General features: G+C 73.4%; 23 protein-coding genes and 4 pseudogenes. 12 read left to right on the forward strand and 15 right to left on the reverse strand.

Going from position 1 to position 21,843, the window contains the following annotated elements; translation table 11 throughout:
- Positions 1–28: 28 nt before the first annotated feature.
- On the forward strand, positions 29–289 hold the full coding sequence (locus ACZ5Y0_RS08235; RefSeq protein WP_469127808.1) for a hypothetical protein: 261 nt from the start codon (positions 29–31) through the stop codon (positions 287–289).
- Between the two features lie 352 nt (positions 290–641).
- On the opposite strand, the gene ACZ5Y0_RS08240 is transcribed toward ACZ5Y0_RS08235, so the two are convergent.
- From ACZ5Y0_RS08240 to ACZ5Y0_RS08255, 4 genes are all read right to left on the reverse strand, one after another.
- On the reverse strand, positions 642–1,670 hold the full coding sequence (locus ACZ5Y0_RS08240; protein WP_469127809.1) for an SDR family oxidoreductase: 1,029 nt from the start codon (positions 1,668–1,670) through the stop codon (positions 642–644).
- A gap of 423 nt (positions 1,671–2,093) precedes the next feature.
- Positions 2,094–3,296 (reverse strand): FUSC family protein, encoded by a 1,203-nt coding sequence (locus ACZ5Y0_RS08245; RefSeq protein WP_469127810.1) that lies wholly within the window; start codon positions 3,294–3,296, stop codon positions 2,094–2,096.
- On the reverse strand, positions 3,293–3,949 hold the full coding sequence (locus ACZ5Y0_RS08250) for an HAD family hydrolase (RefSeq protein WP_469127811.1): 657 nt from the start codon (positions 3,947–3,949) through the stop codon (positions 3,293–3,295). Before ACZ5Y0_RS08250 ends, ACZ5Y0_RS08245 begins: the two co-directional genes overlap by 4 nt.
- A gap of 131 nt (positions 3,950–4,080) precedes the next feature.
- On the reverse strand, positions 4,081–5,118 hold the full coding sequence (locus ACZ5Y0_RS08255; RefSeq protein WP_469127812.1) for a PHP domain-containing protein: 1,038 nt from the start codon (positions 5,116–5,118) through the stop codon (positions 4,081–4,083).
- Between the two features lie 126 nt (positions 5,119–5,244).
- Here ACZ5Y0_RS08255 and ACZ5Y0_RS08260 point away from each other — a divergent pair, with 126 nt between their 5' ends.
- Positions 5,245–6,054: an SDR family oxidoreductase gene (locus ACZ5Y0_RS08260; protein ID WP_469127813.1), complete on the forward strand. Its 810-nt coding sequence runs from the start codon at positions 5,245–5,247 to the stop codon at positions 6,052–6,054.
- A gap of 201 nt (positions 6,055–6,255) precedes the next feature.
- Positions 6,256–6,498, forward strand: coding sequence for a hypothetical protein (locus ACZ5Y0_RS08265; protein ID WP_469127814.1), 243 nt, complete (start codon positions 6,256–6,258; stop codon positions 6,496–6,498).
- A gap of 44 nt (positions 6,499–6,542) precedes the next feature.
- Here the strand turns inward: ACZ5Y0_RS08265 and ACZ5Y0_RS08270 are convergent, their stop codons facing one another.
- The 4 genes from ACZ5Y0_RS08270 to ACZ5Y0_RS08285 all read right to left on the reverse strand — a co-directional run bounded on the left by ACZ5Y0_RS08270 (position 6,543) and on the right by ACZ5Y0_RS08285 (position 9,647).
- Positions 6,543–7,184 (reverse strand): VanZ family protein, encoded by a 642-nt coding sequence (locus ACZ5Y0_RS08270; RefSeq protein WP_469127815.1) that lies wholly within the window; start codon positions 7,182–7,184, stop codon positions 6,543–6,545.
- Between the two features lie 400 nt (positions 7,185–7,584).
- Positions 7,585–8,247 carry a DUF4230 domain-containing protein gene (locus tag ACZ5Y0_RS08275; protein WP_469127816.1) on the reverse strand — a complete coding sequence of 221 codons (663 nt, stop codon included), beginning with the start codon at positions 8,245–8,247 and terminating at the stop codon, positions 7,585–7,587.
- Positions 8,248–8,622: 375 nt separating this feature from the next.
- Positions 8,623–9,003 (reverse strand): anti-sigma factor antagonist, encoded by a 381-nt coding sequence (locus ACZ5Y0_RS08280; RefSeq protein WP_469127817.1) that lies wholly within the window; start codon positions 9,001–9,003, stop codon positions 8,623–8,625.
- Positions 9,004–9,218: 215 nt separating this feature from the next.
- A complete protein-coding gene (locus ACZ5Y0_RS08285) occupies positions 9,219–9,647 on the reverse strand; it encodes a MarR family winged helix-turn-helix transcriptional regulator (protein WP_469128033.1) in 429 nt (142 codons plus the stop codon).
- Between the two features lie 113 nt (positions 9,648–9,760).
- Between ACZ5Y0_RS08285 and ACZ5Y0_RS08290 the strand changes: the two are divergent.
- A pseudogene (locus tag ACZ5Y0_RS08290) lies at positions 9,761–10,078 on the forward strand (aldehyde dehydrogenase family protein); the annotation flags it as partial.
- Positions 10,077–10,502, forward strand: a pseudogene (locus tag ACZ5Y0_RS08295) (zinc-binding dehydrogenase); the annotation flags it as partial. The pseudogenes ACZ5Y0_RS08290 and ACZ5Y0_RS08295, both read left to right, overlap by 2 nt.
- Positions 10,503–10,561: 59 nt before the next feature.
- On the opposite strand, the gene ACZ5Y0_RS08300 reads toward ACZ5Y0_RS08295, so the two are convergent.
- A complete protein-coding gene (locus ACZ5Y0_RS08300; RefSeq protein ID WP_469127818.1) occupies positions 10,562–11,512 on the reverse strand; it encodes an NADP-dependent oxidoreductase in 951 nt (316 codons plus the stop codon).
- A gap of 71 nt (positions 11,513–11,583) precedes the next feature.
- Between ACZ5Y0_RS08300 and ACZ5Y0_RS08305 the strand changes: the two genes are divergently transcribed.
- Positions 11,584–12,543 carry a GlxA family transcriptional regulator gene (locus tag ACZ5Y0_RS08305; protein ID WP_469127819.1) on the forward strand — a complete coding sequence of 320 codons (960 nt, stop codon included), beginning with the start codon at positions 11,584–11,586 and terminating at the stop codon, positions 12,541–12,543.
- A gap of 268 nt (positions 12,544–12,811) precedes the next feature.
- Here ACZ5Y0_RS08305 and ACZ5Y0_RS08310 read toward each other — a convergent pair whose 3' ends face one another.
- The gene (locus tag ACZ5Y0_RS08310) at positions 12,812–13,375 is read right to left on the reverse strand and encodes a TetR/AcrR family transcriptional regulator (RefSeq protein WP_469127820.1); all 564 of its coding nucleotides are present in this window, start codon (positions 13,373–13,375) and stop codon (positions 12,812–12,814) included.
- Positions 13,372–13,734, reverse strand: a complete 363-nt coding sequence (locus ACZ5Y0_RS08315; protein WP_469127821.1) for a DUF1304 domain-containing protein — start codon at positions 13,732–13,734, stop codon at positions 13,372–13,374. Before ACZ5Y0_RS08315 ends, ACZ5Y0_RS08310 begins: the two co-directional genes overlap by 4 nt.
- A gap of 45 nt (positions 13,735–13,779) precedes the next feature.
- On the opposite strand from ACZ5Y0_RS08315, the gene ACZ5Y0_RS08320 reads away from it, so the two are divergent.
- Positions 13,780–14,043, forward strand: coding sequence for a hypothetical protein (locus tag ACZ5Y0_RS08320; RefSeq protein WP_469127822.1), 264 nt, complete (start codon positions 13,780–13,782; stop codon positions 14,041–14,043).
- A gap of 70 nt (positions 14,044–14,113) precedes the next feature.
- Entirely contained in the window at positions 14,114–14,506 is a 393-nt protein-coding gene (locus ACZ5Y0_RS08325; RefSeq protein WP_469127823.1) for a VOC family protein, read from the forward strand.
- A 42-nt stretch (positions 14,507–14,548) separates the two neighbouring features.
- On the opposite strand, the gene ACZ5Y0_RS08330 is transcribed toward ACZ5Y0_RS08325, so the two are convergent.
- Complete coding sequence (locus ACZ5Y0_RS08330; RefSeq protein WP_467515971.1) at positions 14,549–14,845, reverse strand: DUF4235 domain-containing protein; 297 nt, start codon at positions 14,843–14,845, stop codon at positions 14,549–14,551.
- Between the two features lie 45 nt (positions 14,846–14,890).
- The gene (locus tag ACZ5Y0_RS08335) at positions 14,891–15,913 is read right to left on the reverse strand and encodes a glutathione S-transferase family protein (RefSeq protein WP_469127824.1); all 1,023 of its coding nucleotides are present in this window, start codon (positions 15,911–15,913) and stop codon (positions 14,891–14,893) included.
- A gap of 254 nt (positions 15,914–16,167) precedes the next feature.
- Here ACZ5Y0_RS08335 and ACZ5Y0_RS08340 point away from each other — a divergent pair, with 254 nt between their 5' ends.
- Entirely contained in the window at positions 16,168–17,100 is a 933-nt protein-coding gene (locus ACZ5Y0_RS08340) for a cation diffusion facilitator family transporter (RefSeq protein ID WP_469128034.1), read from the forward strand.
- 222 nt (positions 17,101–17,322) lie between these two features.
- Here the strand turns inward: ACZ5Y0_RS08340 and ACZ5Y0_RS08345 are convergent, their stop codons facing one another.
- Both ACZ5Y0_RS08345 and ACZ5Y0_RS08350 read right to left on the reverse strand, forming a co-directional pair.
- The gene (locus ACZ5Y0_RS08345) at positions 17,323–17,775 is read right to left on the reverse strand and encodes a nitroreductase family deazaflavin-dependent oxidoreductase (protein ID WP_469127825.1); all 453 of its coding nucleotides are present in this window, start codon (positions 17,773–17,775) and stop codon (positions 17,323–17,325) included.
- A 98-nt stretch (positions 17,776–17,873) separates the two neighbouring features.
- Complete coding sequence (locus ACZ5Y0_RS08350) at positions 17,874–18,497, reverse strand: LysE family transporter (protein WP_469127826.1); 624 nt, start codon at positions 18,495–18,497, stop codon at positions 17,874–17,876.
- Positions 18,498–18,756: 259 nt separating this feature from the next.
- Between ACZ5Y0_RS08350 and ACZ5Y0_RS08355 the strand changes: the two are divergent.
- The 3 genes and pseudogenes from ACZ5Y0_RS08355 to ACZ5Y0_RS08365 form a co-directional block, all read left to right on the forward strand.
- Positions 18,757–18,852: pseudogene (locus tag ACZ5Y0_RS08355) on the forward strand (flavoprotein); the annotation flags it as partial.
- A gap of 13 nt (positions 18,853–18,865) precedes the next feature.
- Positions 18,866–19,399, forward strand: a pseudogene (locus tag ACZ5Y0_RS08360) (aldo/keto reductase); the annotation flags it as partial.
- A 434-nt stretch (positions 19,400–19,833) separates the two neighbouring features.
- The gene (locus tag ACZ5Y0_RS08365; protein ID WP_469127827.1) at positions 19,834–21,801 is read left to right on the forward strand and encodes an RICIN domain-containing protein; all 1,968 of its coding nucleotides are present in this window, start codon (positions 19,834–19,836) and stop codon (positions 21,799–21,801) included.
- The last annotated feature ends 42 nt before the right edge of the window (positions 21,802–21,843 follow it).

Below are 21,843 nucleotides of genomic sequence, written 5' to 3' on the forward strand. Positions count from 1 at the left end.
TGCGACATGACCCCGAAGGGAGGACGCCGTGGCCGAACACCGCCTCGAAGGACCTGGAGAGAACGGCACGCCCGTACCGCGCGACCTGCCCGACCAGCAGGCGGACGGAGGCGAGGACCCCTGGGAAATCGCTCCCGCCCGGTCGGACAAGAACCCCGGCGCGAGCGACGATGCCGACACCGGCGCGGACGTCCCCGACACGGACGAGGCGGGCACCGGCCGCCAGGGCGCTCCCCGTCCGGCCACCGTCAACCCCGACCAGCCCACCCCCGAGGAGCCGTCCGGCTGAGACGTGCGCGCCCAGGCGGAGGTCCCGACGACCCGCCGCCCGGTCCCTTGCGACGATCGTCCGCATGGCCGACCGGGCGGTTTTCGTCGCCGTGCCGGACCGCGCTCCACTCCTGCGGGCAGGCACGAAGGGTCGGCGCCGGGTGGGCACGCCGGATCGGCACGAGGGGGTTGACGGCCAGGCCCGCCCCGCCCGGACGCGGACCGGCGGTGTCCGAGCCGGGGGAGGGCCCGCCGCAGATGGCCGTACCGAGCGTCAGGGGAGGCCGGTGGTGCGCCCCGAATCGGTCCCGGCGGTGGGGTGGTGACGGCCAGGCCCGGCCGTCACCGGCGCGTACCGCCGACACCCGTCGTCAGCCCACCTTGCGTCCTCGCATCGGCGCCGTCGGCGCGCCCGCGCCGGCGCGGACCCCGCGCAGGAACTCCTCCAGGACCTCCGGCGCCGTGCGCTGAGGATGCCAGCCCAGTTCGACGCGGGCGCGGGTGCAGTCCATCAGTGGCAGGCGCAGGACCGCGTCGAAGAGGTGCGGAGAGGCGGGCAGCAGGCGCAGGCCCCAGGCCGCGGCGATCGCCGAGCGGGCCGCCGTCCGGGGCAGCCGCACGGGGCGGGCGCCGAACATCTCGGCGAGCAGTGCGGCGTCCAGGGGCGGATCGGCCGCGAGGTTGAACGGCCCGCGCACCTCCGTGCGCACGGCGAGCCGGTACGCCTGAGCGGCGTCGTCGGTGTGCAGCGCCTGCATCCGCAGTCCCGGCACGTCCGGCAGGAACGGCAGCAGGTCGGGACGGAAGACCTGCCCCGGCAGGAACCGGCCGCCGAAGATGCGGCGCTGCTCGCTCGCCGACTCCCTCTTGAACAGGAACGCCGGCCGCATCCGCACCACCCGGGTCTCGGGATGGTCGCGTTCGAAGGTGTCCAGGGCCCGCTCCAGATAGGCCTTCTCCCGGCAGTACGCGGCGTCCGGCCAGCCGTGCGTGGGCCACGACTCGTCCACCGGGCGCTCCTTGGGCCCCGGCGAGTAGGCACCCACCGACGAGGCGTGCACCAGTGCCGGCACGTTCGCCGCCGCCACCGCCTCGAACACCCGCAGACTGCCCAGCACGTTGGTCCGCCAGGTCCTCACGGGATCGTGCGTCGGCTGGAACGCCCAGGCCAGATGCACCACCGCGTCCGCGCCCTCGAACACCCCGGCGAGATCGGTCTCCGCGGAGCCCAGGTCGACCGCCGACCACTCCGTCTTCGGCGGTGTCCGGTCCGGGAACCGCCGGGCCAGCCCCACCACCGACTCCACCTCGGGATCCTCCACCAGCAGCCGCACCACACTCGTGCCGACATTGCCGGTCGCCCCGGTGACCACGACCCTCCTGCCCGACCCGTTGCTCACCTTCGACTCCTCTCGCCGCCCTCGGCTGGGGTGCGACGAGTACCCCCGTTCCGGGCGAGGCACGCGCCACCCGGAACGGACCGGACGGCCGCGGGACGATCACCGGATGAGCGAGATCGTTCGGGCTCGGTGGCGTCGCGGTCCTCCCGGTGGCCGCCCGTCCCGGCCGGCCGGCACGGGCGGCCACCGGGGACAGAGGAAAGCCCCGACCGGGACGGGGGAATCACGGTCGGGGCGGTCTGGGTGTGGGCGCGGACGGCGGTCGCCTCTCGGCGAAAGGCTCCACAGGGCTTCAGCCGAACGATCGTCCCTGTGGGCAAAAGGTGAGGCCCGGGGACACTGTCCCATCCGCACCCACGGTCTGTTCAACGGTGAACCACCGCTGGGTGTTCCCGGCCCCGCCGCCCCCCGCCGTGATCCGCGTCACCGGCTCCGGTCCGCCTGCCGGGCGGCCGGGAGGATCTCGGCCCACAGGTTCTCCGCCTGGAGCAGCAGCGTCCCCAGGACAGCCGTATGCGCCGCACCGCGCGTGGCGTGATCGCGCAGGCTGTCCTGCAAGCGGCGTCGCAACTCCTCCAGCTCGGCCGATTCCTCCGCCCTCTCCTCGCCTCGGGCCCCGAGCACCGGGAACCTTTCCGCCTCCGTCCGGCAGGCCTCGCCCAGCAGTTCCAGCAGACGGGCGTAGGTCCGCAGGGCCGCCGCCTCGGGCGGGGCCGGCGTGCGGTCGCCGTCGGCCGCCACGGCGAGCGCGCGGGTCAGGGCCGCAGTGTGGTCGGTGACCCGGCCCCAGCGGGCGTCCTCGGACTCCGGTGGCACGTCCAGCGGGAGGCGGTGCAGCGCCCGCAGCGGCCCGGAGGTCAGTCGCAGGCTCTCCTGGCTCCAGCCGCGCGCCGAGCGCAGCCCCTCACGCCGCCGTTCCAGCCGGTCGGCCGCCCGCGACCACTCGGCGGCCGTCGTCGCGTCCCAGTCGCCCTCCCGCAGCCCGGCCGCGACCGCGTCCAGCGTCCCGCCCGCCTCCCGGGCCAGCGCCACCAGGTTCTCCCGCACGTCCCGCAGATGCACCGGCGGCAGCACCAGCGCGTTGACGGCGATCCCGATGACCGCGCCGAGCGCCGCCTGCCCCACCCGGTGTCCGACCGCCGACGCCGACACCGCGCCCGAGGCGATCGTGAACACCGCCGTGGTGGCCGCGTAGATGCCCTGGTCGCCGAACCGGGGCCAGTTGGCCAGCAGCATCAGTACCGGCAGGGACAGCGCGAGCGCGCCGAGGGTGTCTCCGGTGACGGCCTGCGCGGCCGACGCGAGCAGGGTGCCCGCGCAGATCGCCGTCCACTGCTGGGCGGCCTGCCGCAGCGAGCCGTACACCGTGGCCTGCACCAGGACCAGCGCCACCCAGGGCGCCATGAGGGCCATCGGGTCGCCCATCCAGTCCGCCGCCACCAGCCAGGCCAGCAGGGCCGCCACCACCGCCTTCAGCGACTGGACGACCAGGTCCCGTTCCCTGCCGGGCCCGCCGGCTGCCGCCCGCGCGGCCCGGCCGACGGCACCCCCCTCGCGCCGCGCCGCCTCCAGCACGCGCCGCCCCCAGGGCGCCTCCGTCACGTGTGTTCCCACTCGGTCGCTCATGCCAGCGGGCTGTCCTCCAGGGCCGCCAGCAGATGGGCCGGATCGTCGTAGACCGCCTCGGCGCCCGCCTCCTCCAGGTCGGCGCGCGGGATGCCCCCGCACAGCACGCCGACGCAGCGCACCCCGGCCCGGCGGCCCGCCCGCATGTCCCACACCGTGTCGCCGACGAAGACGGCCCGCTCGGCGGGCACGCCGGCCAGCTCCAGGGCGTGCTCGACGGTCTCGGGGGCGGGCTTGCCCTGCTCGACGTCGTCCGCGCTCGCCGTGGCCGTGATCGCCTCGTCGGCGTCGAGGGCGCGGCGCAGCGCCGACAGTTCGGCGCCGCTCGCGGAGGTGGCGAGCACCACCCGTCGGCCGTCTTCGTGCAGCCGCCGCAGCAGCGCCCCGGCGTCCCGCAGTGCGGGCAGCCGGTCGAAGTACTGGCCGTACAGGGCCTTGTGCGCGGCGCTCAGCACGGCGTCCTGTTCCTCGTCGCGGTCCTCGCCCAGCACGTGGGCGATCAGGTCGGTGGAACCGAGGCCGATCGCCCGGTGCACGGAGTGCATGGGCACTCGGTGGCCGGCCTGCCGGAACGCCTCCCACCAGGTCACGACGTGCAGGTGGTTGGTGTCGACGAGCGTGCCGTCGACGTCGAAGACTGCGGCGCGTTCCATCCGGGGTCCTTTCGTCGGCTTTCGTCCGCGCGGGGCGTCACGGGTGCGGACCGGTCGTCCGCGTCCGCGCGGGTCCACGCGGGCCGCGGGCGGGTCCCTTCCTGCTCGCGCGGCCCGCGCCGGGTACCACGTCAGGCGCCGGTCACGCCCGCCGGCACCCGGCCCTCCCGTGTCCAGGCCAGCAGGTCGTCCAAGGGCCAGGTGGTGACCACCCGCTCCGGTGGCACCCCGCACTCCTCGGCCCGCTCGCAGCCGAGGACCTGCCAGTCCAGCTGTCCGGGCGCGTGCGCGTCCGTGTCGATGGAGAACAGCGCGCCGGCGGCCACGGCCCGGCGCAGCAGCCGCCGGGGCGGGTCGAGCCGCTCGGGCCGGCTGTTGATCTCCACGGCCGTGCCCGACTCGGCGCAGGCGGCGAACACCTCGTCCGCGTCGAACTGCGACTCCGGCCGCCCCCGTCCGGTCACCAGCCGCCCCGTGCAGTGGCCGAGCACGTCCGCGTGCGGATCGCGCACGGCGGTCACCATCCGGCGCGTCATCGCGCGGGCGTCCATCCGCAGCTTCGAGTGGACGGACACCACGACCACGTCGAGCCGCTCCAGCAGTTCGGGCTCCTGGTCGAGGGAGCCGTCGTCGAGGATGTCGCACTCGATGCCGGTCAGCAGCCGGAACGGTGCCCACGTCGCGTTCAGCTCGGCCACCACGTCCAACTGGTGGCGCAGCCGCTCCGGGGACAGCCCGCGGGCCACCGTCAGCCGCGGCGAGTGGTCGGTCAGCGCCGCCCACTCGTGTCCCAGCGCGGCCGCCGCCCGGCCCATCTCCTCGATGGGGCTGCCGCCGTCCGACCAGTCGGAGTGCAGGTGGCAGTCACCGCGCAGCAGGGCCCGCAGCCGGGCTCCACCGCCGGTGAGCGGCTTGCCGACCTCCTCCTCCAGCTTCTCCAGATAGGCCGGGACCCCTCCGGCCAGCGCCTCGCGCACCACCTGCGCGGTCTTCGGACCGACCCCCTTGAGGGACTCCAGCGTTCCGGCGTCCGCCCGCTCACCGATCTGCCCGGCGGGCAGCCGCGCCAGCACACGGGCCGCGGTACGGAAGGCGCGCACCCGGTAGGTCGGCGCCAGGGACCGCTCCAGCAGGAAGGCGATCCGGTCCAGAGCCTCGACGGGGTCCATCGCCACCTCCTGGCACCAGCGTTCCCCACCCGGGCCCGGCCCGCACGACGGGAACGCCGGTTTTGGTCCGTACCCACCCGGGTACTGCGACGTCCCCCACCCTCGCCGTGCCCGAGGAGGCCGCCGATGTCCGACCCCACCGTTCCCCAGCCCAAGGTCGCCCTGATCACCGGTGGCGACTCCGGCATCGGCCGCGCCACCGCCGTACGCCTCGCCGCCGCGGGGATGGACGTCGGGATCACCTGGCACAGCGACTCGAAGGGAGCCGAGGACACCGCGGAGGAGGTCCGGTCGCACGGCCGACGGGCCGCCGTGGCCTCGCTGGACCTGACCCGGCCGGACACCGTCGTCGGCACGGTGGCCGAGCTGTGCGACCGGCTCGGCCGCGTCGACGTGCTTGTCAACAACGCCGGTACCGGCACCATGACGCCCTTCCTCGACCTCCAGCTGGACGATGTGCGGCGCGTCCTGGACGTCGACCTGGTCGGCCCGTTCCTCTGCGGGCAGGAGGCGGCCCGCCGCATGATCCGGCAGGGCGACGGCGGCCGCATCGTCAACGTCACCTCCGTCCACGAGCACCAGCCCCGCGTCGGTGCCGCGCCGTACTGCGCGGCCAAGGGCGGACTGGGCCTGCTCACGCAGGTCATGGCCCTCGAACTCGCCGAGTACGGCATCACCGTCAACGCCGTGGCGCCCGGCGAGATCGCCACGCCCATGACCGGGCAGGAGGACATCGACCCGCACACGCGGAGCCGCCCCGGCATCCCGTTGGGCCGCCCCGGCGACGCCCGCGAGGTCGCCGCCGTCATCGCCTTCCTCGCCGGGCCGGACGCCGGGTATGTCACCGGCGCCTCCTGGAGCGTGGACGGCGGGATGCTCAGGATGGGCCCGCAGGCGGGATCGCACCTCGACAGCGACGACTGGCGCAGGCCCTGAGACCGCCCGCGGTATGGCTTCGTACGGCTCCTGCGGCGGCCCCGGCCTCACCCGGCCGGGTGAACACGGGGCCGCCGGGCGGCCAATCCTCGGGGTAGCCGTCGAGCGGTCCGGGCTGGACCTGCTGGACGGCGGGAACGGTCCAGCCGACGCCGGAATCAGGTGATTCGCACCGGCTGATTGCGTTTTACGCTCTATGACATGACCGAAATCGCGAGCCCTTACATGTCCCAGCCGCGGATCACGGTGCTCGGGGTGCAGCCGGGCGAGTCACCGTTTCGCATCGTGGAAATCGACGGAGAGGTGGTCGGTGAGGCGAGGGCCGTCACCGATGTCCTCGAGACGGCCGCCGCGTTCGGCATCACGGTCCACGACCTCGACGACCCGGACGTGGTGCGCTGGGTGGGCGGCGACCGCTACACCTGGAAACCCCGCCACCGCTAGCTGGGTGGACCTGCCGGTGCCCGCACCGGGAGCCGCCCGCGTCGTCACACCCGGCGCGCGTGCACGGCCCGGCCCATCCTCCGGCCGGCCAGCAGGTAACCGACCAGCGCGCCCGCCGTGTTGAGGATGACGTCGTCGACGTCGAAGGCGCGCCCGGTCACCAGCGCGCCCTGGGCGAACTCCACCAGCAGCATCACGCTCGCGGTCAGCAGCAGGACCCGCACCAGTCCGCGCGCCCCGGGCGCGACGACGGGCACCAGCACGCCGAACGGCACCCCGAGCAGCAGGTTCCCGCCGATCTGCTTCACCGCGTCGCGCAGTTCCGGCTGGTCCAGGTACGCCCTCAGCGACCGGCCGGGGTGAAGGTTGGAGTGCACCAGCGCCTCGGAGGCGGGGGACGGCTCCAGGGTGAGCCGGGCCAGTACGACGGCGAACGCCACCATGAACGCGAAGGCGATCATCATCGCCAGCAGCCGTAGGGGCCAGGGCAGCGGCCGCCGCCCGTCGCGTCCGGCGACGCCGGACGTGGTCTGCCTGCCGGCCTTCGCCCGCCTGCCGAATCCCGCCCCCTTGCCCCTCTTGGCCTGCTCGGTCTCCGCGGGCGGTTCCGGCTCGGCGGTGCGCAGGCGAAACGCGGTGCGTACCCGCAGTGCGGCGGCACGCGGACGTAGGGCTGCACGGTCCATGCGGTCCTCCACTCTTCAACTTCCCTGCGTGGTAAGGCGGTTACCCCCGAATGGACGCGAGATGCGACGGGCCGGACCCCGGCTCCCCACACCCCCGGGGCCGCCTCCCGCGCCGCCGGAGCGACCCCGGCCTCGCCGGCCGCCGCCGTGCACGCGTCCGGTTCGCGAGGCGCGCCCTCCGCCGTGCGCCGGATCGGGCGCCGCCGCTGCACCGTCGCCCAGCCGGGGACGTCGGGAACTGCGTGGCCCACCCGTCCCACCTCGCTTCGCTGCTGGTCGGCGCGGCCGTGCCGCGGGCCCAGTCCAGCAGCCCCGCCGTTCCCGCCGGGGCTGCCCGCCTGTCCGGGGCTGTGAGACGCGGACGCGCCCGGTCGTGCAACCGGAGGGCGCACCCCGCAGATCAGGCGCCGTAGGTCACCCGCACCTCCGTGAAGCCGAGCGAGCGCAGCAGGCCCTGGAGCATGCTGGTCGTGTTGGTCTCGGCGCGCGCGGTCAGCTCGCTGTCCTTCGCCGCTTCACCGATGTGCCGGACCGCGAGCTTCTGCACGGCCTGCTCGCCGTTGGGGTTGTCGGAGAAGAGGTCGCCGAGCCGGTCGAGGAGGCCGCGCTGCTTGGAGACGGCATAGGAGCGGTCGGGGTCGAGGGCCGGCGTGCCGAGCCGGGCGTGCGGCAGCCGGAGGGTGGCCGACGTACGGTCGCTGTCGACCGTCACGTCCTTGTCGCCCACCTGACCGAGGTCGACGTAGGCGTCCACGGTGCCCGCCCCGACGTACAGGGTGCGCGTGCCTCGGAGCGCGTCGGGGAGGTACTTGGCGTCCTTCTCCAGGTCGACGACGACCTGGAAGTTGCCGGAGGCGGCCTCGTAGCGGCTCATGTCCTGGATGGACTGGAGCAGTGCCGGCCCCGAACGGTCGTGGGTCTCGGTGCCGAAGAAGTCGCGCAGTCCCGGCAGCAGGCTGAGCCGGATCCCGGCGAACATCACGACGAGCACGACCACGACAGCGGTGAGCACCTTGGCCCAGCCGGGCATGCGCCTGGGGAGGCGCTTCATGGAAGTCGTCATGGGGACGGTCCTCCTTCCTGCTCACCTGATGCCCGTCAAACGCCGTGACAGGCCCTCCCGTTGAGGAGCGGTGACAAGGGCGTCCCCGGACCGGGTGCGGGAGCCGGCGCCGGCGATGGGGGTGGCCCGTCCGCACGGACGGTTCGCGGACGGCGCCCTCGAGCGGCTCGGCGAGCGGCCGGGCGTGCTGGGGATCGTGTGCACCGGCCCGGTGCCGGTGGCCGTCGAGGAGCACACGGGCAGGGTGCACGCGCTGTTTGTCGCCTGGCCCTGGCCGAGGCCGTACGGCGTAGTCACGACGGTGGGTCGGTGGGTTCGTGAGTGCCCTCTTCGACGCGGAGGTGCCGGGAAAGACCCTGGTGGGGTCATGTGGGGTCATAACGAGCCGGACGTGGCCCCCGGCCGCTCCAGGGCCGCCTCCAGGCTCGGCGCGGGCGGCAGCAGCCGGGACAGCCCGGTGGCCCGCAGGACGCGCAGGGTCAGCGCGTGGGTGCAGACGAGGTGCAGGTCGCCGCCGTGGTCCAGGACCCGGCCGCGGGCGCGGTAGAGCAGGCGCAGCCCCGAGCAGTCGAAGAACTCGATCCCGCTCAGATCGAGCACCACGCGAGGGGCGGGACCGGCCGTGGCACGGTCCAGGAGCGAGCCGATCTCCGCCGCGGCGACGATGTCGATCTCGCCGTGGAACTCCAGCACCGTGTACCCCCGGTCCTCCCGGACGCGCAGATGCGGGGTGTCCGCGGCGGATTCCTGCTGCACGACGACATCGCCTCCCACACAGCTCCACCGGTCGGGAGCCTCCAACGGCGGGGGTGCGCACGGCAGTTCCCCACCCCAGCACGTTACTCCGATGGAGTGAATTCCAGCATGTTCGATTGACATATGTCTTCGAAAATGAGGGCGTGTCTCGGCCGAGTTTTTTCGGGTCGTGAACGAAGTGGTGAAGAATACCCCTCCGGCGGGAGTCTGCGCCCCTACGAGAGGGCCTGCCACGCCTTGGACAGCGCCAGCCGGAACTGCTCGGCCTGCCGGTCCGTGAGGTCCCGCACCATCCGCTCCTCCAGTTCCCGCACCGGCCCGGCGTGCCGGTCGAGCACCTCCCGCCCCTCGTCGGTGAGCAGGATCAGCAGCTCGCGCCGGTTGCGGGGGTTGCGCTCGCGCCGGATCAGACCCCGGCTCCGAAGTGAGCGCACCACGTCGGCGATGGACTGCGCGGTGACGAAGGAGTCGCGGGCCAGTTGCGCGGCCGACAGTCCGTCGTGTCGCTCCAGCACGGTGAGCGCCGTGTACTGGAGCGCCGTGATCCCGGACGGCCTGACCAGCTCGTCCAGGTGGGAGCGCACGACCAGCTCCACCTGCTTCACCATGTAGAGGAGGGACGGGGGTGCCTTGGCTGTGTGCATGCCGACCATGGGCCAGAGCCTAGAGCATTGACAGGAAACCTGTCTGTAAGGAGGCTGCGAACCAACAGGAATCCTGTTTGTTGAAAACTTGGCGACGATGCTGAGGAGTGGCGATGACGACCTTCGAGACCCACCCGACCGGCCCCGGCCGGCTCTTCGTCGGGGGACAGTGGCGCGAGGCCGCCGACGGAGCGCGTACCGAGGTGGTCGACCCGTCCCGCGGCACGGTGCTGACCAGCGTCGCCGCCGCCGGCCCCGCCGACGTGGACGCGGCCGTCCGGGCGGCCCGCACCGCCTTCGACGCCGGCCCGTGGTCCGGGTTCAGCGGCCGGGAGCGGGGCCGCGTCCTGCACCGCGTGGCAGAGCTGATCCGCGAGGAGGCCGACGAGATCGCCCGCCTGGAGAGTCTCGACGTCGGCAAGCCGATCACCGGAGTTGGGCGCCACCCACACCGTGGACGCGAGCGAGGCCGACCTCGGTGCGGCGGTCGCGGACATCACCGGCGGCCGGGGCGCCGACGGGGTCGTCGAGACGACCGGCAACGTCGCCGTCCTGCGCCGGGGCGTCGACGCGCTCGCCGCCCGCGGGACCCTCGTCGTCGTGGGCGCCCCGCCCTTCGGCACCGAAGTCCTTCTGGACGTCAACGGGTTGCTGAGCGGCAAACGGGTCGTCGGCCTCACCCTCGGCGACAGTGAGACGCAGACCTTCATCCCGGCCCTCGTCCAACTGGTCAAGGACGGGCGGCTTCCGCTGCACCGTCTGGTCGGCACCTATCCGTTCGAGGACATCGACCGGGCGGTGCGGGACATGACCGTCGGCCGCACCGTCAAGCCCGTCCTCCTCTTGCAGAACTGAACGCCCGTGAGTCGACGGGCGACTGACGGACGGTCAGTCCACCGTCGACTGACGGGCAATCAGTCCACGGTCAGGACCAGCTTTCCGGTGGTCCGGCCGGTGTCGCCGAGCCGGTGCGCCTCGGCCGCATCGGCCAGTGGGAACGTCCCGGCGATCGTGGCGCGCAGGCTGCCCGCCTCGACCAGAGCGGCGATCCGGCGCATTCCGGCGCGGTCGGCGTCCACCAGCATCCGCACCGCGCGCACGCCGAGCGCTTCGGCCTCGTCGAAGAACTTCCGCGACCCGACCGGCAGGATCGAGACCACGACGCCGCCCGGGCGCAGCACCCGCAGCGAACCCGTCGAGGTGCTGCCGCCGATGGTGTCCAGCACCACGTCGACGTCCTTCACGGCCTGCGTGAAGTCGGTCTCCCGGTAGTCGATCACCTCGTCGGCGCCCAGTTCCCGCAGGAAGTCGTGCTTGGCCGCGCTCGCCGTGCCGATCACATACGCGCCGCGCTCCTTGGCGATCTGCACGGCCACGTGCCCGACGCCGCCGGCCGCCGCGTGGATCAGTACCCGCTGTCCCGCCCGGACGTCGGCGACCTCGCCCAGTGCCTGGAGGGCGGTCAGCGACACCAGCGGCAGCGCGGCCGCCTGCACATGGTCGATCGAGGCGGGCTTGTGCCAGAGGGCGCGCACCGGGGCGACGACGTACTCGGCGTGCGAGCCGTGACCGTGCGGGTAGGGCAGCATGCCGAAGACGTCGTCACCGGGGGCGAAGGCGGCGACGCCGATGCCCACCTTCTCCACCGTGCCGGAGACGTCCCAGCCCAGCGTGAACGGTGGCTTGCCGAGGAAGCCGCCCGAGGCGCGGTGCTTCCAGTCGGTGGGGTTCACCCCGGCCGCGCGCACCCGCACCAATACCTCGTTGGGGCGCGGCTCGGGCCGCTCCACCGTCTCCACCTTCAGAACCTCGGGTCCGCCGAGGACGTCCTGTCCGATGACGCGCATCGTGCGCTCAGTACTCATGGGGCCACAGCCTGCCAGGGTCCGCGCACCCAGTAAATGGCATGATTGCCACTCTTCGATAGGATCGTGCCATGCGCGGCAACAGACAGCATCCCGAACGCGTGGTCGTCCTCGCCCTCGACGGCGTCTATCCCTTCGAACTCGGCATCCCGAGCCGCATCCTCGGCGCGGCCGACGGCCGGTACGAGGTACTGACCTGCACGGTCGACGGCCGGCCGGTGCGCACGAACGCGGACTTCACGATCGGCGTCGCACACGGTCCCGAGGTGCTCGAAACCGCCGGCACCGTCGTCATCGCCCCGGTCTCGCCCTCGCGGGTCACCGCCGGCCTCCCCGACGGGGCCGCCGCCGCCCTCGCCCGCATCCGCCCCGGCACGCGCATCGTGTCCATCTGCACCGGCGCCTTCGTGCTCGCCGCCGCCGGTCTCCTCGACGGCCGCCGGGCCACCACCCACTGGCAGCTCGCCGACGAGTTCCGCCGGATGTTCCCGCACGTCGACCTCGACCCGGACGTCCTGTTCGTCGACGACGACCCGATGCTGACCTCCGCCGGCGCCGCCTCCGGCGTGGACGTCTGCCTCCATCTCGTCCGCAAGGACCACGGCAGCGACCTCGCCAACACGGTGGCCCGCCGCTGTGTCGTCCCGCCCTTCCGGGACGGCGGACAGGCCCAGTACATCGAGCGGCCGGTGCCCGAGACGGGGGCCGCGAGCACGGCGGCCACCCGTGCCTGGGCCCTGCGGCGCCTCGGCGAACCCCTCACTCTCGCCGACCTCGCGGCGCACGCCCGGATGAGCCTGCGCACCTTCGCCCGCCGCTTTCACGACGAGGTGGGTCTCAGCCCCGGCCGCTGGCTGATCCAGCAGCGCGTGGCGCACGCCCGGCACCTGCTGGAGTCCAGCGACCTGACGGTGGACCAGATCGCCGGCCGGGTCGGCTTCGCCACGGGCGCCTCGCTGCGCCAGCACCTGCACGCGGCGATCGGTGTCTCGCCCCAGGCGTACCGGAAGACGTTCCAGACGGCCCGTTGAACGTTCCGGGTTCCCGCCGCGTCGCAGAAGCGCGAGGACAGCCGAGGGAACGGGGGCGGGAATGCGCGCAGCGTCCTCGGAACCGAGGCGCTGACCGCCCCCTACGACCCCGACGTCACCCTCCCCGCCGACGCGCGCGACACCGGATACCGTTGCCGTGGTCGGCAGTTGTGGCTGACGGACGACCGCGGGACGGCGTACGTCCGCACCCCCGACGGCGTCGAGGCCTGGCCCTCGGCGACGGGCGGGGTGGCCTGCATGTGAGGGTTCAGCGGCTGGTGTGCAGGGCGACCAGCAACTGCCACACCTGGTCGGCGATCTCGGCGGGACCGCCGTCCAGGAGGCCGTGCAGCCAGTCCGCGAGCACCCCCGCGAAGGTCGCGGCGACGGCCGAGGCGACCAGCGGCGCGTCCGCGGCGCCCGCCCGCTCGCGCTCCCGCAGGCTGTACGCCCGCAGATCCCGGTGCAGCACGCGCCCCAGCGGCCCGCCGCCGCCCGGCGTCAACAGGGCGCGGTACAGCGCCGCGTGCGGGCTCAGCGACGCGAAGAACCCGGCGAGCGCCGCCGGGGCGCGCACCGGATCGGGCCGCCCCCGCCAGGCGTGCAGCGCCTCCACCGCCTCGCGTACGACGTCCGCGCAGGCGTCGACCGCGAGGGCCTCCAGATCGTCGTAGTGGACGTAGAAGGTGGCGCGGCCGACGCCGGCCCGGCGGACCAGCGCGGCTACGCCGACCTCCGCCAGTGGCCGTTCGGCGCACTCGTCGAGGAGCGCGGTGCGCAGCCTCGCCCGGGTGCGGGCCGCCCGCGGGTCCTCGGGTTCGCGGCGGGTCACCGCGCGATCAGGACGGCGGTCAGGGCGAGGGCGCCGGGAAGCGCCTGCGCGACCAGGATCCGGCGGTTCGCCGTGACCGCGCCGTAGACGCCCGCGACGATCACGCAGGACAGGAAGAACACCTGCGCCCGGAAACCCGTCGGGTCGCCGGCGATCAGTCCCCAGACCAGGCCCGCCGCGAGAAACCCGTTGTAGAGCCCCTGGTTGGCGGCCATCGGGGCGGTCGCCCGAGCCATCTCCGCATCGAAACCGTGCAACGAGCGCCCCTGCTTCTTCTGCCACAGGAACATCTCCATCACCAGGATGTAGAGGTGCAACGCGGCGACGAGCCCCACGAGAACGTCGGCGACGGCTGTCATTCGTCTTCCCCATTTCTTGGACAGGTGTCCAGTATAGGTGGACAGGTGTCCAGGAAGTCCAGCGCCGAGCGGCGTCGTTGGACTCCGGGTGGGGCCCGTCGGCCTCCCGAAGGCGGGTGGGCCGTCGGCCTCCCGGAGGCGGGCGCCGAGATCTTCGCTGCCGGCGCCGGCTCCGACGCGCGGGCCGAACTGGTCAAGCCCTGCATGTACTTCTCCGTCCGGCCGCGCCGCGTGCGGGCCCGGCGCGGAACGGAGGCACCGCAGGGGAGGGAGCCGACGGGGGGCGGGGAATGGCTGGTGGCCGTCTGAATCCGGGGTATCCGCAGACTTCGGGGGCGGCGCGGGTCCGCCCCGCCACCGGACCTCGCGAAGGAGAGACATGGCACTGGTGAAAGCGGGCACCGTGGTGCTCGACTGCGCCGAGCCCGAGAAGCTCGCCGAGTTCTACAAGGCGCTGCTGGACGCCGAGGAGAGCGTCGCGAGCGCCAACCTCGTGGAGATCGTGGGCGCCGCCGGCACCCGTCTCGGATTCCGGCGCGACGTCAACATGACCCCGCCCAGCTGGCCCCGCCCCGAGAACTCGTTCCAGGCCCACCTCGAGTTCCTGGTGGAGGACCTCGACGAGGCGGAGCGCCGGATCGTGAGCCTCGGCGGGCGGCCCCTCGAGACGAAGGGCGCCCCCGGCCCGCACGAGGAACGCCAGTACGCGGACCCGGCCGGGCATTCCTTCACCCTGCGACTGCGGCCGTCCACGGCGCCGAAGCAGGACTGAGCGGGGCGCCGCCCCGTGAAGGGGCGGCGCCGGCCGTGTTCCTCAGTCCCGGCCGCCCTTCTCCTTCGCGGGCCACACACCGGTCGACCGTTCGATGGCCTTCGCGCCGGTACGGTCCGCCGCGCTGCGCACCGCGGCGAAGATCGCCCCCTGGATGGCCGCGGCCAGGATGACCTCTCCCCAGCCGCGGTCCCGGTCCAGCGCGTCGGGTGCGTTGTCCTCGTGGCGGACGGCCTTCCAGACCTTGCGGAAGGCCATCCCCGCCAGCGCGCCGCTGGCCCAGCCGAAGACGAAGCCGACGGGCTGGTAGACGAGCGGGAGCTTCTGCTTCTTACCCACATGTACCTCCTGAGTGCGTTGGGACGGGATCGGGTGTGCGGCGAGTCAGGGCCGGCCCTGCGGCGGGACCTCCTCGCCCGGCCGTGGCGGGTCCGGCGGCGTCCCGTCTCCGAACGGCCGCCCGCCGAGCCGCTCCCGCTGGTGCGGGCTCAGCCAGCCGGACAGGTCGGGTCCGAGGGGGACGATCCGGGCCGGGTTGATGCCGGTGTGGACCTGGTAGTAGTGGCGCTTGATGTGATCGAAGTCGACCGTGTCACCGAATCCGGGGGTCTGGTACAGGTCGCGGGCGTACGCCCACAGCACCTCGTTCTCCGTCAGCTTCCACCGGTTGCACTTGAAGTGGCCGTGATACACGGCGTCAAACCGCACCAGCGTGGTGAAGAGCCGGATGTCCGCCTCGGTGATGGCGTCCCCGACGAGGTACCGCTGCCCGGCCAGCCGGGACGCCAGCAGTTCCAGCCGCCGGAAGACCGCGGCGCAGGCCTCCTCGTACTCGCCCTGGCCGCTCGCGAACCCGGCCCGGTACACGCCGTTGTTGACGTCCTCGTACACCTCGGCCATGACCGTGTCGATCTCGTGGCGCAGCGGCTCCGGGTAGAGGTCGGGCGCCCCCTCCCGGTGCAGGGCCCGCCACTCTGTGGCGAGATCGAGGGTGATCCGCCGGTAGTCGTTCGTGACCAGCTTCCCGTCGGTGACGTCCACGATCGCCGGCACGCTCACCCCGCCGGGGTGATCCTTCTCGCGCCGGTCGTAGGCCTCGGCGAGGAAGCGGATACCGAGCACCGGGTCCCGGCCGTCGGGATCCAGGGTGAAGCGCCAGCTGCGGTCGTCCTGCACCGGGTCGGCGATCGCCAGCGAAAGGGCGTCCTCCAGCCCGAGCAGCCGCCGGGAGATCACGGCCCGGCTCGCCCACGGGCAAGCACGGCTGACGACCAGGCGGTAGCGGCCGGCCGCCACGGGCCACCCGTCGCGGCCGTCCGCGGTGATCCGGTCGGCGAAGTGGCTCGCGGACCGCTTGAACGCCTTGTGCCCGAGGGCGCTGTTGCCGTCGGCAGCCCGGCCCGCCATGCTTCCTCCCGGTCGTGGTGCGTACGTGCCTGCCTCACCGCCTTCCCCGTTTTCCGCCGACGGCACGGTATGAGTCCGATCGGCCGGGGCATTTGGCGGAGGTGACTGGGACAACCTCGCGATCCAACACCCCGAAAGGCACGACGGCGCGGACCACACCCCCGAAGAGCAGTGCCTTACGAAGCGCGGCCGCCGCGACCGCGACCTCGAACGGCGCCGCCGAGGCCGCCGCGGACCGCCGGACCCGTGTCACCGTGCTGGTGGCGCTCGCGGCCAACCTGGTCATCGCGGTCGCCAAGCTGGCGGGCGGTCTGGTCGCCGGCTCGCCCGCGCTGCTGTCCGAGGCGGCGCACTCCGTGGCCGACAGCCTCAACGAGATCTTTCTGCTCGCCGCCCTGCGCCGCAGCCGCCGCCCCGCCGACCGCCGGCACCCCTTCGGCTACGGCAAGGAACGCTTCTTCTGGTCGCTCCTCGCGGCCGTGGGCATTTTCGTCATGGGCGGGTGCTTCTCCTTCTTCCAGGGCGTCGAGGCGCTGCTCACCGGTGACGAGGAGCGGTTCAGCGGCTACGTGGTCGGCCTGGTGGTGCTCGGCGTCGCCTTCCTCGCGGAGGGTGCCTCACTGCTCCGGGCCCTGTACCAGGTGCGCCGACTGGGCGGCGCGGCCACGGGCCTGCGGGACCCGGCCCTGCGCACGGTCCTCGCCGAGGACGGCACCGCGGTCCTCGGCGTCACCTTCGCCGCGATCGGCATGGCCCTGCACATGGTCACCGGCCAGGTGGTGTGGGAGGCGTCCGCGTCGCTCGCGATCGGTCTGCTCCTCGTCTGCGTCGCCTACGGACTCGGCCGCGAGGCCCGCGACCAGTTGATCGGTGAGGCCGCCGACCCCGAGACCGCCGACCGGATCCGCGCCCTGCTGGCCGCGCAGCCGGAGATCGACAGTGTCGAGGGTCTGTTCACGATGCGGACGGGCGTGGACTCGGCGCTGGTGGCGGCCCGCGTCGATCTGGTGCCGGGCATGGACAGCGAACTGGTCGAGGAGGTCGCGATGCGTATCAAGCGTTCCATCGCCGGTGTCGTCCCCGAGGCGGACCAGATCTTCCTCGACGTGACCGACCGCCCCGATCCCCCCAACCGCGACGAGCACGACGAAAGCCCCGCCGCGACGGGGGAGCGCGGCGGGGCCTGACCATCGGTTGCCCGGCACGGATACGTCCATGCCGGCCGACGGCGGTTTTTCCGCGGAGTTCCTTCCGGCGAGGGACGGCCGGGGCACCGGCAGGGCTCACCGAAGCCCACCGGGCCACGCGGGCACCGGCCCTCGGGGCCGGCGTCCCTCGGTCACCGGCCCAAGCGCTCGGCAGGCCACGAGGTCAGCAGGCCGCGGGGTCGCCGAGCCGCGATCGGCAGGTCAGTGCGGCTGGTCGACCGGCTCCAGGACGAACACGGGGATCTCCCGGTCGGTGTTCCGCTGGTACTCGGCGTACGGCGGGTAGGCGGCGACCGCCCGCTCCCACCACTGCGCCTTCTCCTCGCCGGTCACCTCACGGGCCCTCATGTCCCGCTTCTGCGGGCCGTCCTGTAGCTCCACGCGGGGATCGGCTTTCACGTTGAAGTACCAGACGGGATGCTTGGGGGCCCCGCCCAGCGAGGCGACTGCGGCGTAGCGCCCCTCGTGCTCGACCCGCATCAGGGGCGTCTTGCGGATCCTCCCGCTCTTCGCGCCCACCGTCGTCAGCACGATCACGGGCTTTCCGGTGCCCTGGAGCGTGGTTCCCTCGGTACCGCCCGAGCTCTCGTACAACTCCACCTGCTCGCGCACCCACTGGGTCGGACTCGGTTCGTACTCACCCTTGAGAGGCATGGCATCTGTCCCCTTCGTCTTGGCCTTCGTGATGTCGTAGACCGACACCCGCGTTCAACACTGGCAGCTGCGCGTTTCATCCGCCGCCCGACGCACTGTCACCCGAGCATGCGCAGGGCCAGCACCGTCATCACGGCACTCGACACGAGAGCCGTCACCAGCCGCCCGCGGTGGCCGGTCAGCGCCCGGCCCAGCAGGGCGCCGCCCCCGGCGAGCAGCACCTGCCAGCTCGCGGACGCGGCGAAGGCCGCCAGGACGAACACTGCCTGCTCGAAGGGGCGTGCGACGTCCGCCGGACCGGTGCCCAGGACGAGTGCCGCGAAGTAGACCACGGTGGTCGGGTTCAGGAGGGTGAGGCCGAGCAGGCTCAGATAGGCCCGCATCGGACTCGGCGGGGGAGGGGCGGTCCGGGTGGTGAGCCGGTGGGCGCGATACCGGCGTACGGCCGTCGTCGCACCCCAGGCCGCGAGGGCGAGCAGGACCAGGGCCGAGGCCCAGCGCAGGGGGCCGAGCACGGGGCGCAGGGCGGCGGCCACGGCCGAGCCGCCGACGGTGGCGAGGAGGGCGTAGAGCCCGTCGGCGGAGGCGACGCCGAGCGCGGCGCACACACCGGTGCGCACTGAGGTACGGGCGGTGAGGGAGACGAGATACGTCCCGACCGCGCCGACGGGTACGGCGATGCCGTATCCGGCGACCAGGCCGGCGACGAGCGCGGCCGTCACGGGCGCGCGGGCTCGGGCCTCCGGTGGACGCCGGGCTGCTGCCGGACCCGCGCCGGAAGGACGGCGGCGGACGGGATCGGCGTGCGGGCGGCGAGCGTAGGCATGGCCAGATCCTGCGGGAGCGGGTCATGACGCGGCAACGGGTTTTCCGGGCCCTGGGGACGGCGGCCCAGGGCCCGCCCCGTGCCGGACGAGAGGCCGGCGCAGCAGCGCGCACCGGTGCCCGAGGCCCGCCTGTGCCCTTCAGTAGGGTGCGGGTGTGACCGCACAGGACGAGAAGCCGCCCTTCCTCTACGTCGTCGTCTGCGCCGCCGGCGTCGCCGCGGACGTCGGCAGGCTGATCACCGCCGCACGATGGAAGCCCTGACGACCTCGTGAAGGCGGGCAAGGTGCGCTACCTCGGGGCGAGTTCGATGTACGCCTGGCAGTTCTCCAAGATGCAGTACACCGCGCAACGGCACGGCTGGACGACGTTCGTCTCCATGCAGAACCACTACAACCTCCTCTACCGCGAGGAGGAGCGCGAAATGCTGCCGCTCTGCGCCGACCAGGGCGTCGGTGTGCTCCCGTGGAGTCCGCTGGCCCGTGGCCGGCTCACGCGCGACCGGGGCACCGCCACCGAGCGCAGTACGCAGGACGAGTTCGGCAGCCGCCTCTCCCCCGAGAGCGACCGCGCCGTCGTCGAGGCGGTCACCCGCATCGCCGGGGCCCGGGGCGTCCCGCGTGCCCGGGTGGCCCTGTCCTGGCTGCTCCAGCAGGACACGGTGACGGCCCCGATCATCGGCGCGTCGAAGCCGGGCCACATCGTGGACGCGGTGGCGGCGGTGGAACTGACCCTCACCGACGAGGAGTCGCGGGAGCTGGAGCAGCCGTACACCCCGCACGCGGTCTCGGGCCACTGACGGGCGGACGCGGCGGGCCACGGGTGTTCCGCGCCCGCCGTCGGGGCGCCGCCCCGCGTCCGCCGCGTCCGGACTGAATACCCCCACGATCAGCTCCTGAAAGGGACACCATTACAGCGACCGTCCCGAATGACGACGTCATCGACGATTTGTCAAAAGCATTGTGGCGGTGAGCAATCACGAAACCACGAGATCCCTTGTTCCGCCTGGTCCGCCTGTGCAAAGGTGGGCCTCGTCGGCGCATGGAGAGTGTTTTCCCCGACTGTGCGCACGAGGCATCCCCGTCCCCACCCTCTGCGTTCCCACAGAGCCGCGCTCGGCGGGTGTTCGGGATGCCGAACGTTGTGCGCAAGGCTTCCCGTCGCTGCGAAGACGGGATCGCCCACCCCTTTGGTACGGACTTTATGCCGCATGTTCCCGGGAGGAATGCAGCCGTGAAAGACGCAGGCCTGTCGAATTACTCTTCGACGCGCCGCTTCGAGGTGACGGACGAACAGTTGAGCGCCGAGCTGAAGAACTGGACGGGCACCTCGCCCGCGTTGCACCCCGTCGGTGAACTGCTGGACCGGCACTGGGAGGCGGCCTTCGCCTACGCGCGGCTGTGCGCCGACGGGGAGCGTGCGGCCGGCATGCTCACCACTGCGGCCTTCACCCGGATCTTCGGCGAGACCCTGCGCCAGAACGGGCCCACCTCCGCGTGGCGGCCCCACCTTCTGGTCACTGTGCGCCGCATAGCCGCGGAGTGGGACTCCGACGGCCGTCGAGACCTGCTCCACCCCGACCTGCGCGCCGCCGAGGACGACGGCGAGCGGCCGGCCGCCCGGCTGCTGCCGCCCGTGCACCGCCGACTGCTGTCCCGGGCGTTCCAGCGACTGCCGCAGTCGGCGCGCTGCCTGCTGTGGCACACCGAGATCGAGGCCGAACCCCTCGCCGTCCCGGCAGGGCTGGTCGGCCTGGAGGAGGAGTGCGCCCGCGTCGAACTGCGCCGGGCCCGCGAACGGCTGCGCGAGGAATGTCTCCAGGTTCACCGCGAACTCGCCGTCGACGAGGACTGCCACCGCTACCACCGGCTCCTCGACGTCACCTGCCGCCGCGGCGGCATCGATGTCGACCCCGACCTGCGCATCCACCTCGGCCACTGCCGGCACTGCGCGCACACCGCCGACCAGCTGGGCCAGTTCGGCGCGGGCCTCGGCATCGCCCTCGCCGAGGGAGTCCTCGGCTGGGGTGCCGCCGCCTACCTCAGAGCCAGGACGGAACCCTCCGCCGACGCGCCCGTCGCGGCACCGCCCGTCCAGCGGCCGGCCTTCGTCGGCGAGGCCTTCATCGACCAGACGCCGGCCGCAGCCCCCGCCGGGACGACCGGTGCCGGTGAGCCCGCCGAGGCCCCCGCACCGGGCTCGGAACCGCACGACGGCGCCGGTTCCGAAGGCCGCTCCGGCCGGCGCACCCGCCTCCTCTCCCGGCGGTCGGCGCACAAGGCGGCCCGCCGCGTCCGCCGTCGCAACCTCGCCGTCGCCGTGCTCACGGTCAGCGGGCTGGTCGCCGTCCCCCTGGTGCTGTGGTCCGCGCTCTCCGGCGGCGACTCCGCCTCGTCGGGCGACGACGCCGCGGCCACCCCGGCACCCGACACGGACGCCTCCACCTCCGACCCGTCCTGGGCCGACGCCGGTGAGGAGACCCAGGGCACCCTGCGCGGCCGCCTGCGCAACGTGGCCTCCGGGCTGTGCATCGGTAGCGTCGGCACGAAGACCGTCAAGGGCGCCGAGACCGAGCTGGCCAGGTGTTCCTCGGACGTCGGCCAGCAGTGGTCGTACGAGGCCGACGGGCTGCTGCGCAACACCGGGAACCCGGATCTCTGCCTCGACTCCGACCTCGGGTACTCGGTGCGGCTGGCCCCCTGCGTGGGCGCCTCGCAGCCCGGCGCCAGAAGCGTCCGCTACGACTTCACCCTCCAGGGCACGCTCGTCCCGCGCTCCAACCAGAGCCTCGCCCTGGCTCCGGCCGCCACCGACGGCTCCGGCGCCCTCGTCCTGAAGAACCGCACCGACAGCGGCGCCCAGCGCTGGGTGATCGACACCTCGCAGCCCGACCCGCAGATGCAGGCCGTCAAGTGGGGCGCCGGCAGCACCCTCTCCGATACCCGAGCCGAGGCCCCGCAGCCCACCCCCGAGGCGTCGAAGCCCCCGGCCGCCACGCCCGGCCCGGAGCCGGCCCCCACCCTCACCCCCACTCCGATCCTCAGCGTCACACCCGCCCCCGGAGACACCGCCTGCGGGCCCTACGGGTACCCGTGTCCGAGCGGCGGCACCCAGGACCAGGGGTACGGATACGGCGGCTTCGGCTCTGGCGGCTTCGGCGGTCACCGTAACGGAGGCCCCGGCTCGGACGGCCGCCGGTGACGCCACCGTCGGCCGCGGTGGTTCCGGCCGACGCGCCTCGGG

The organism is Streptomyces sp. NPDC033216 (genome assembly GCF_055577115.1).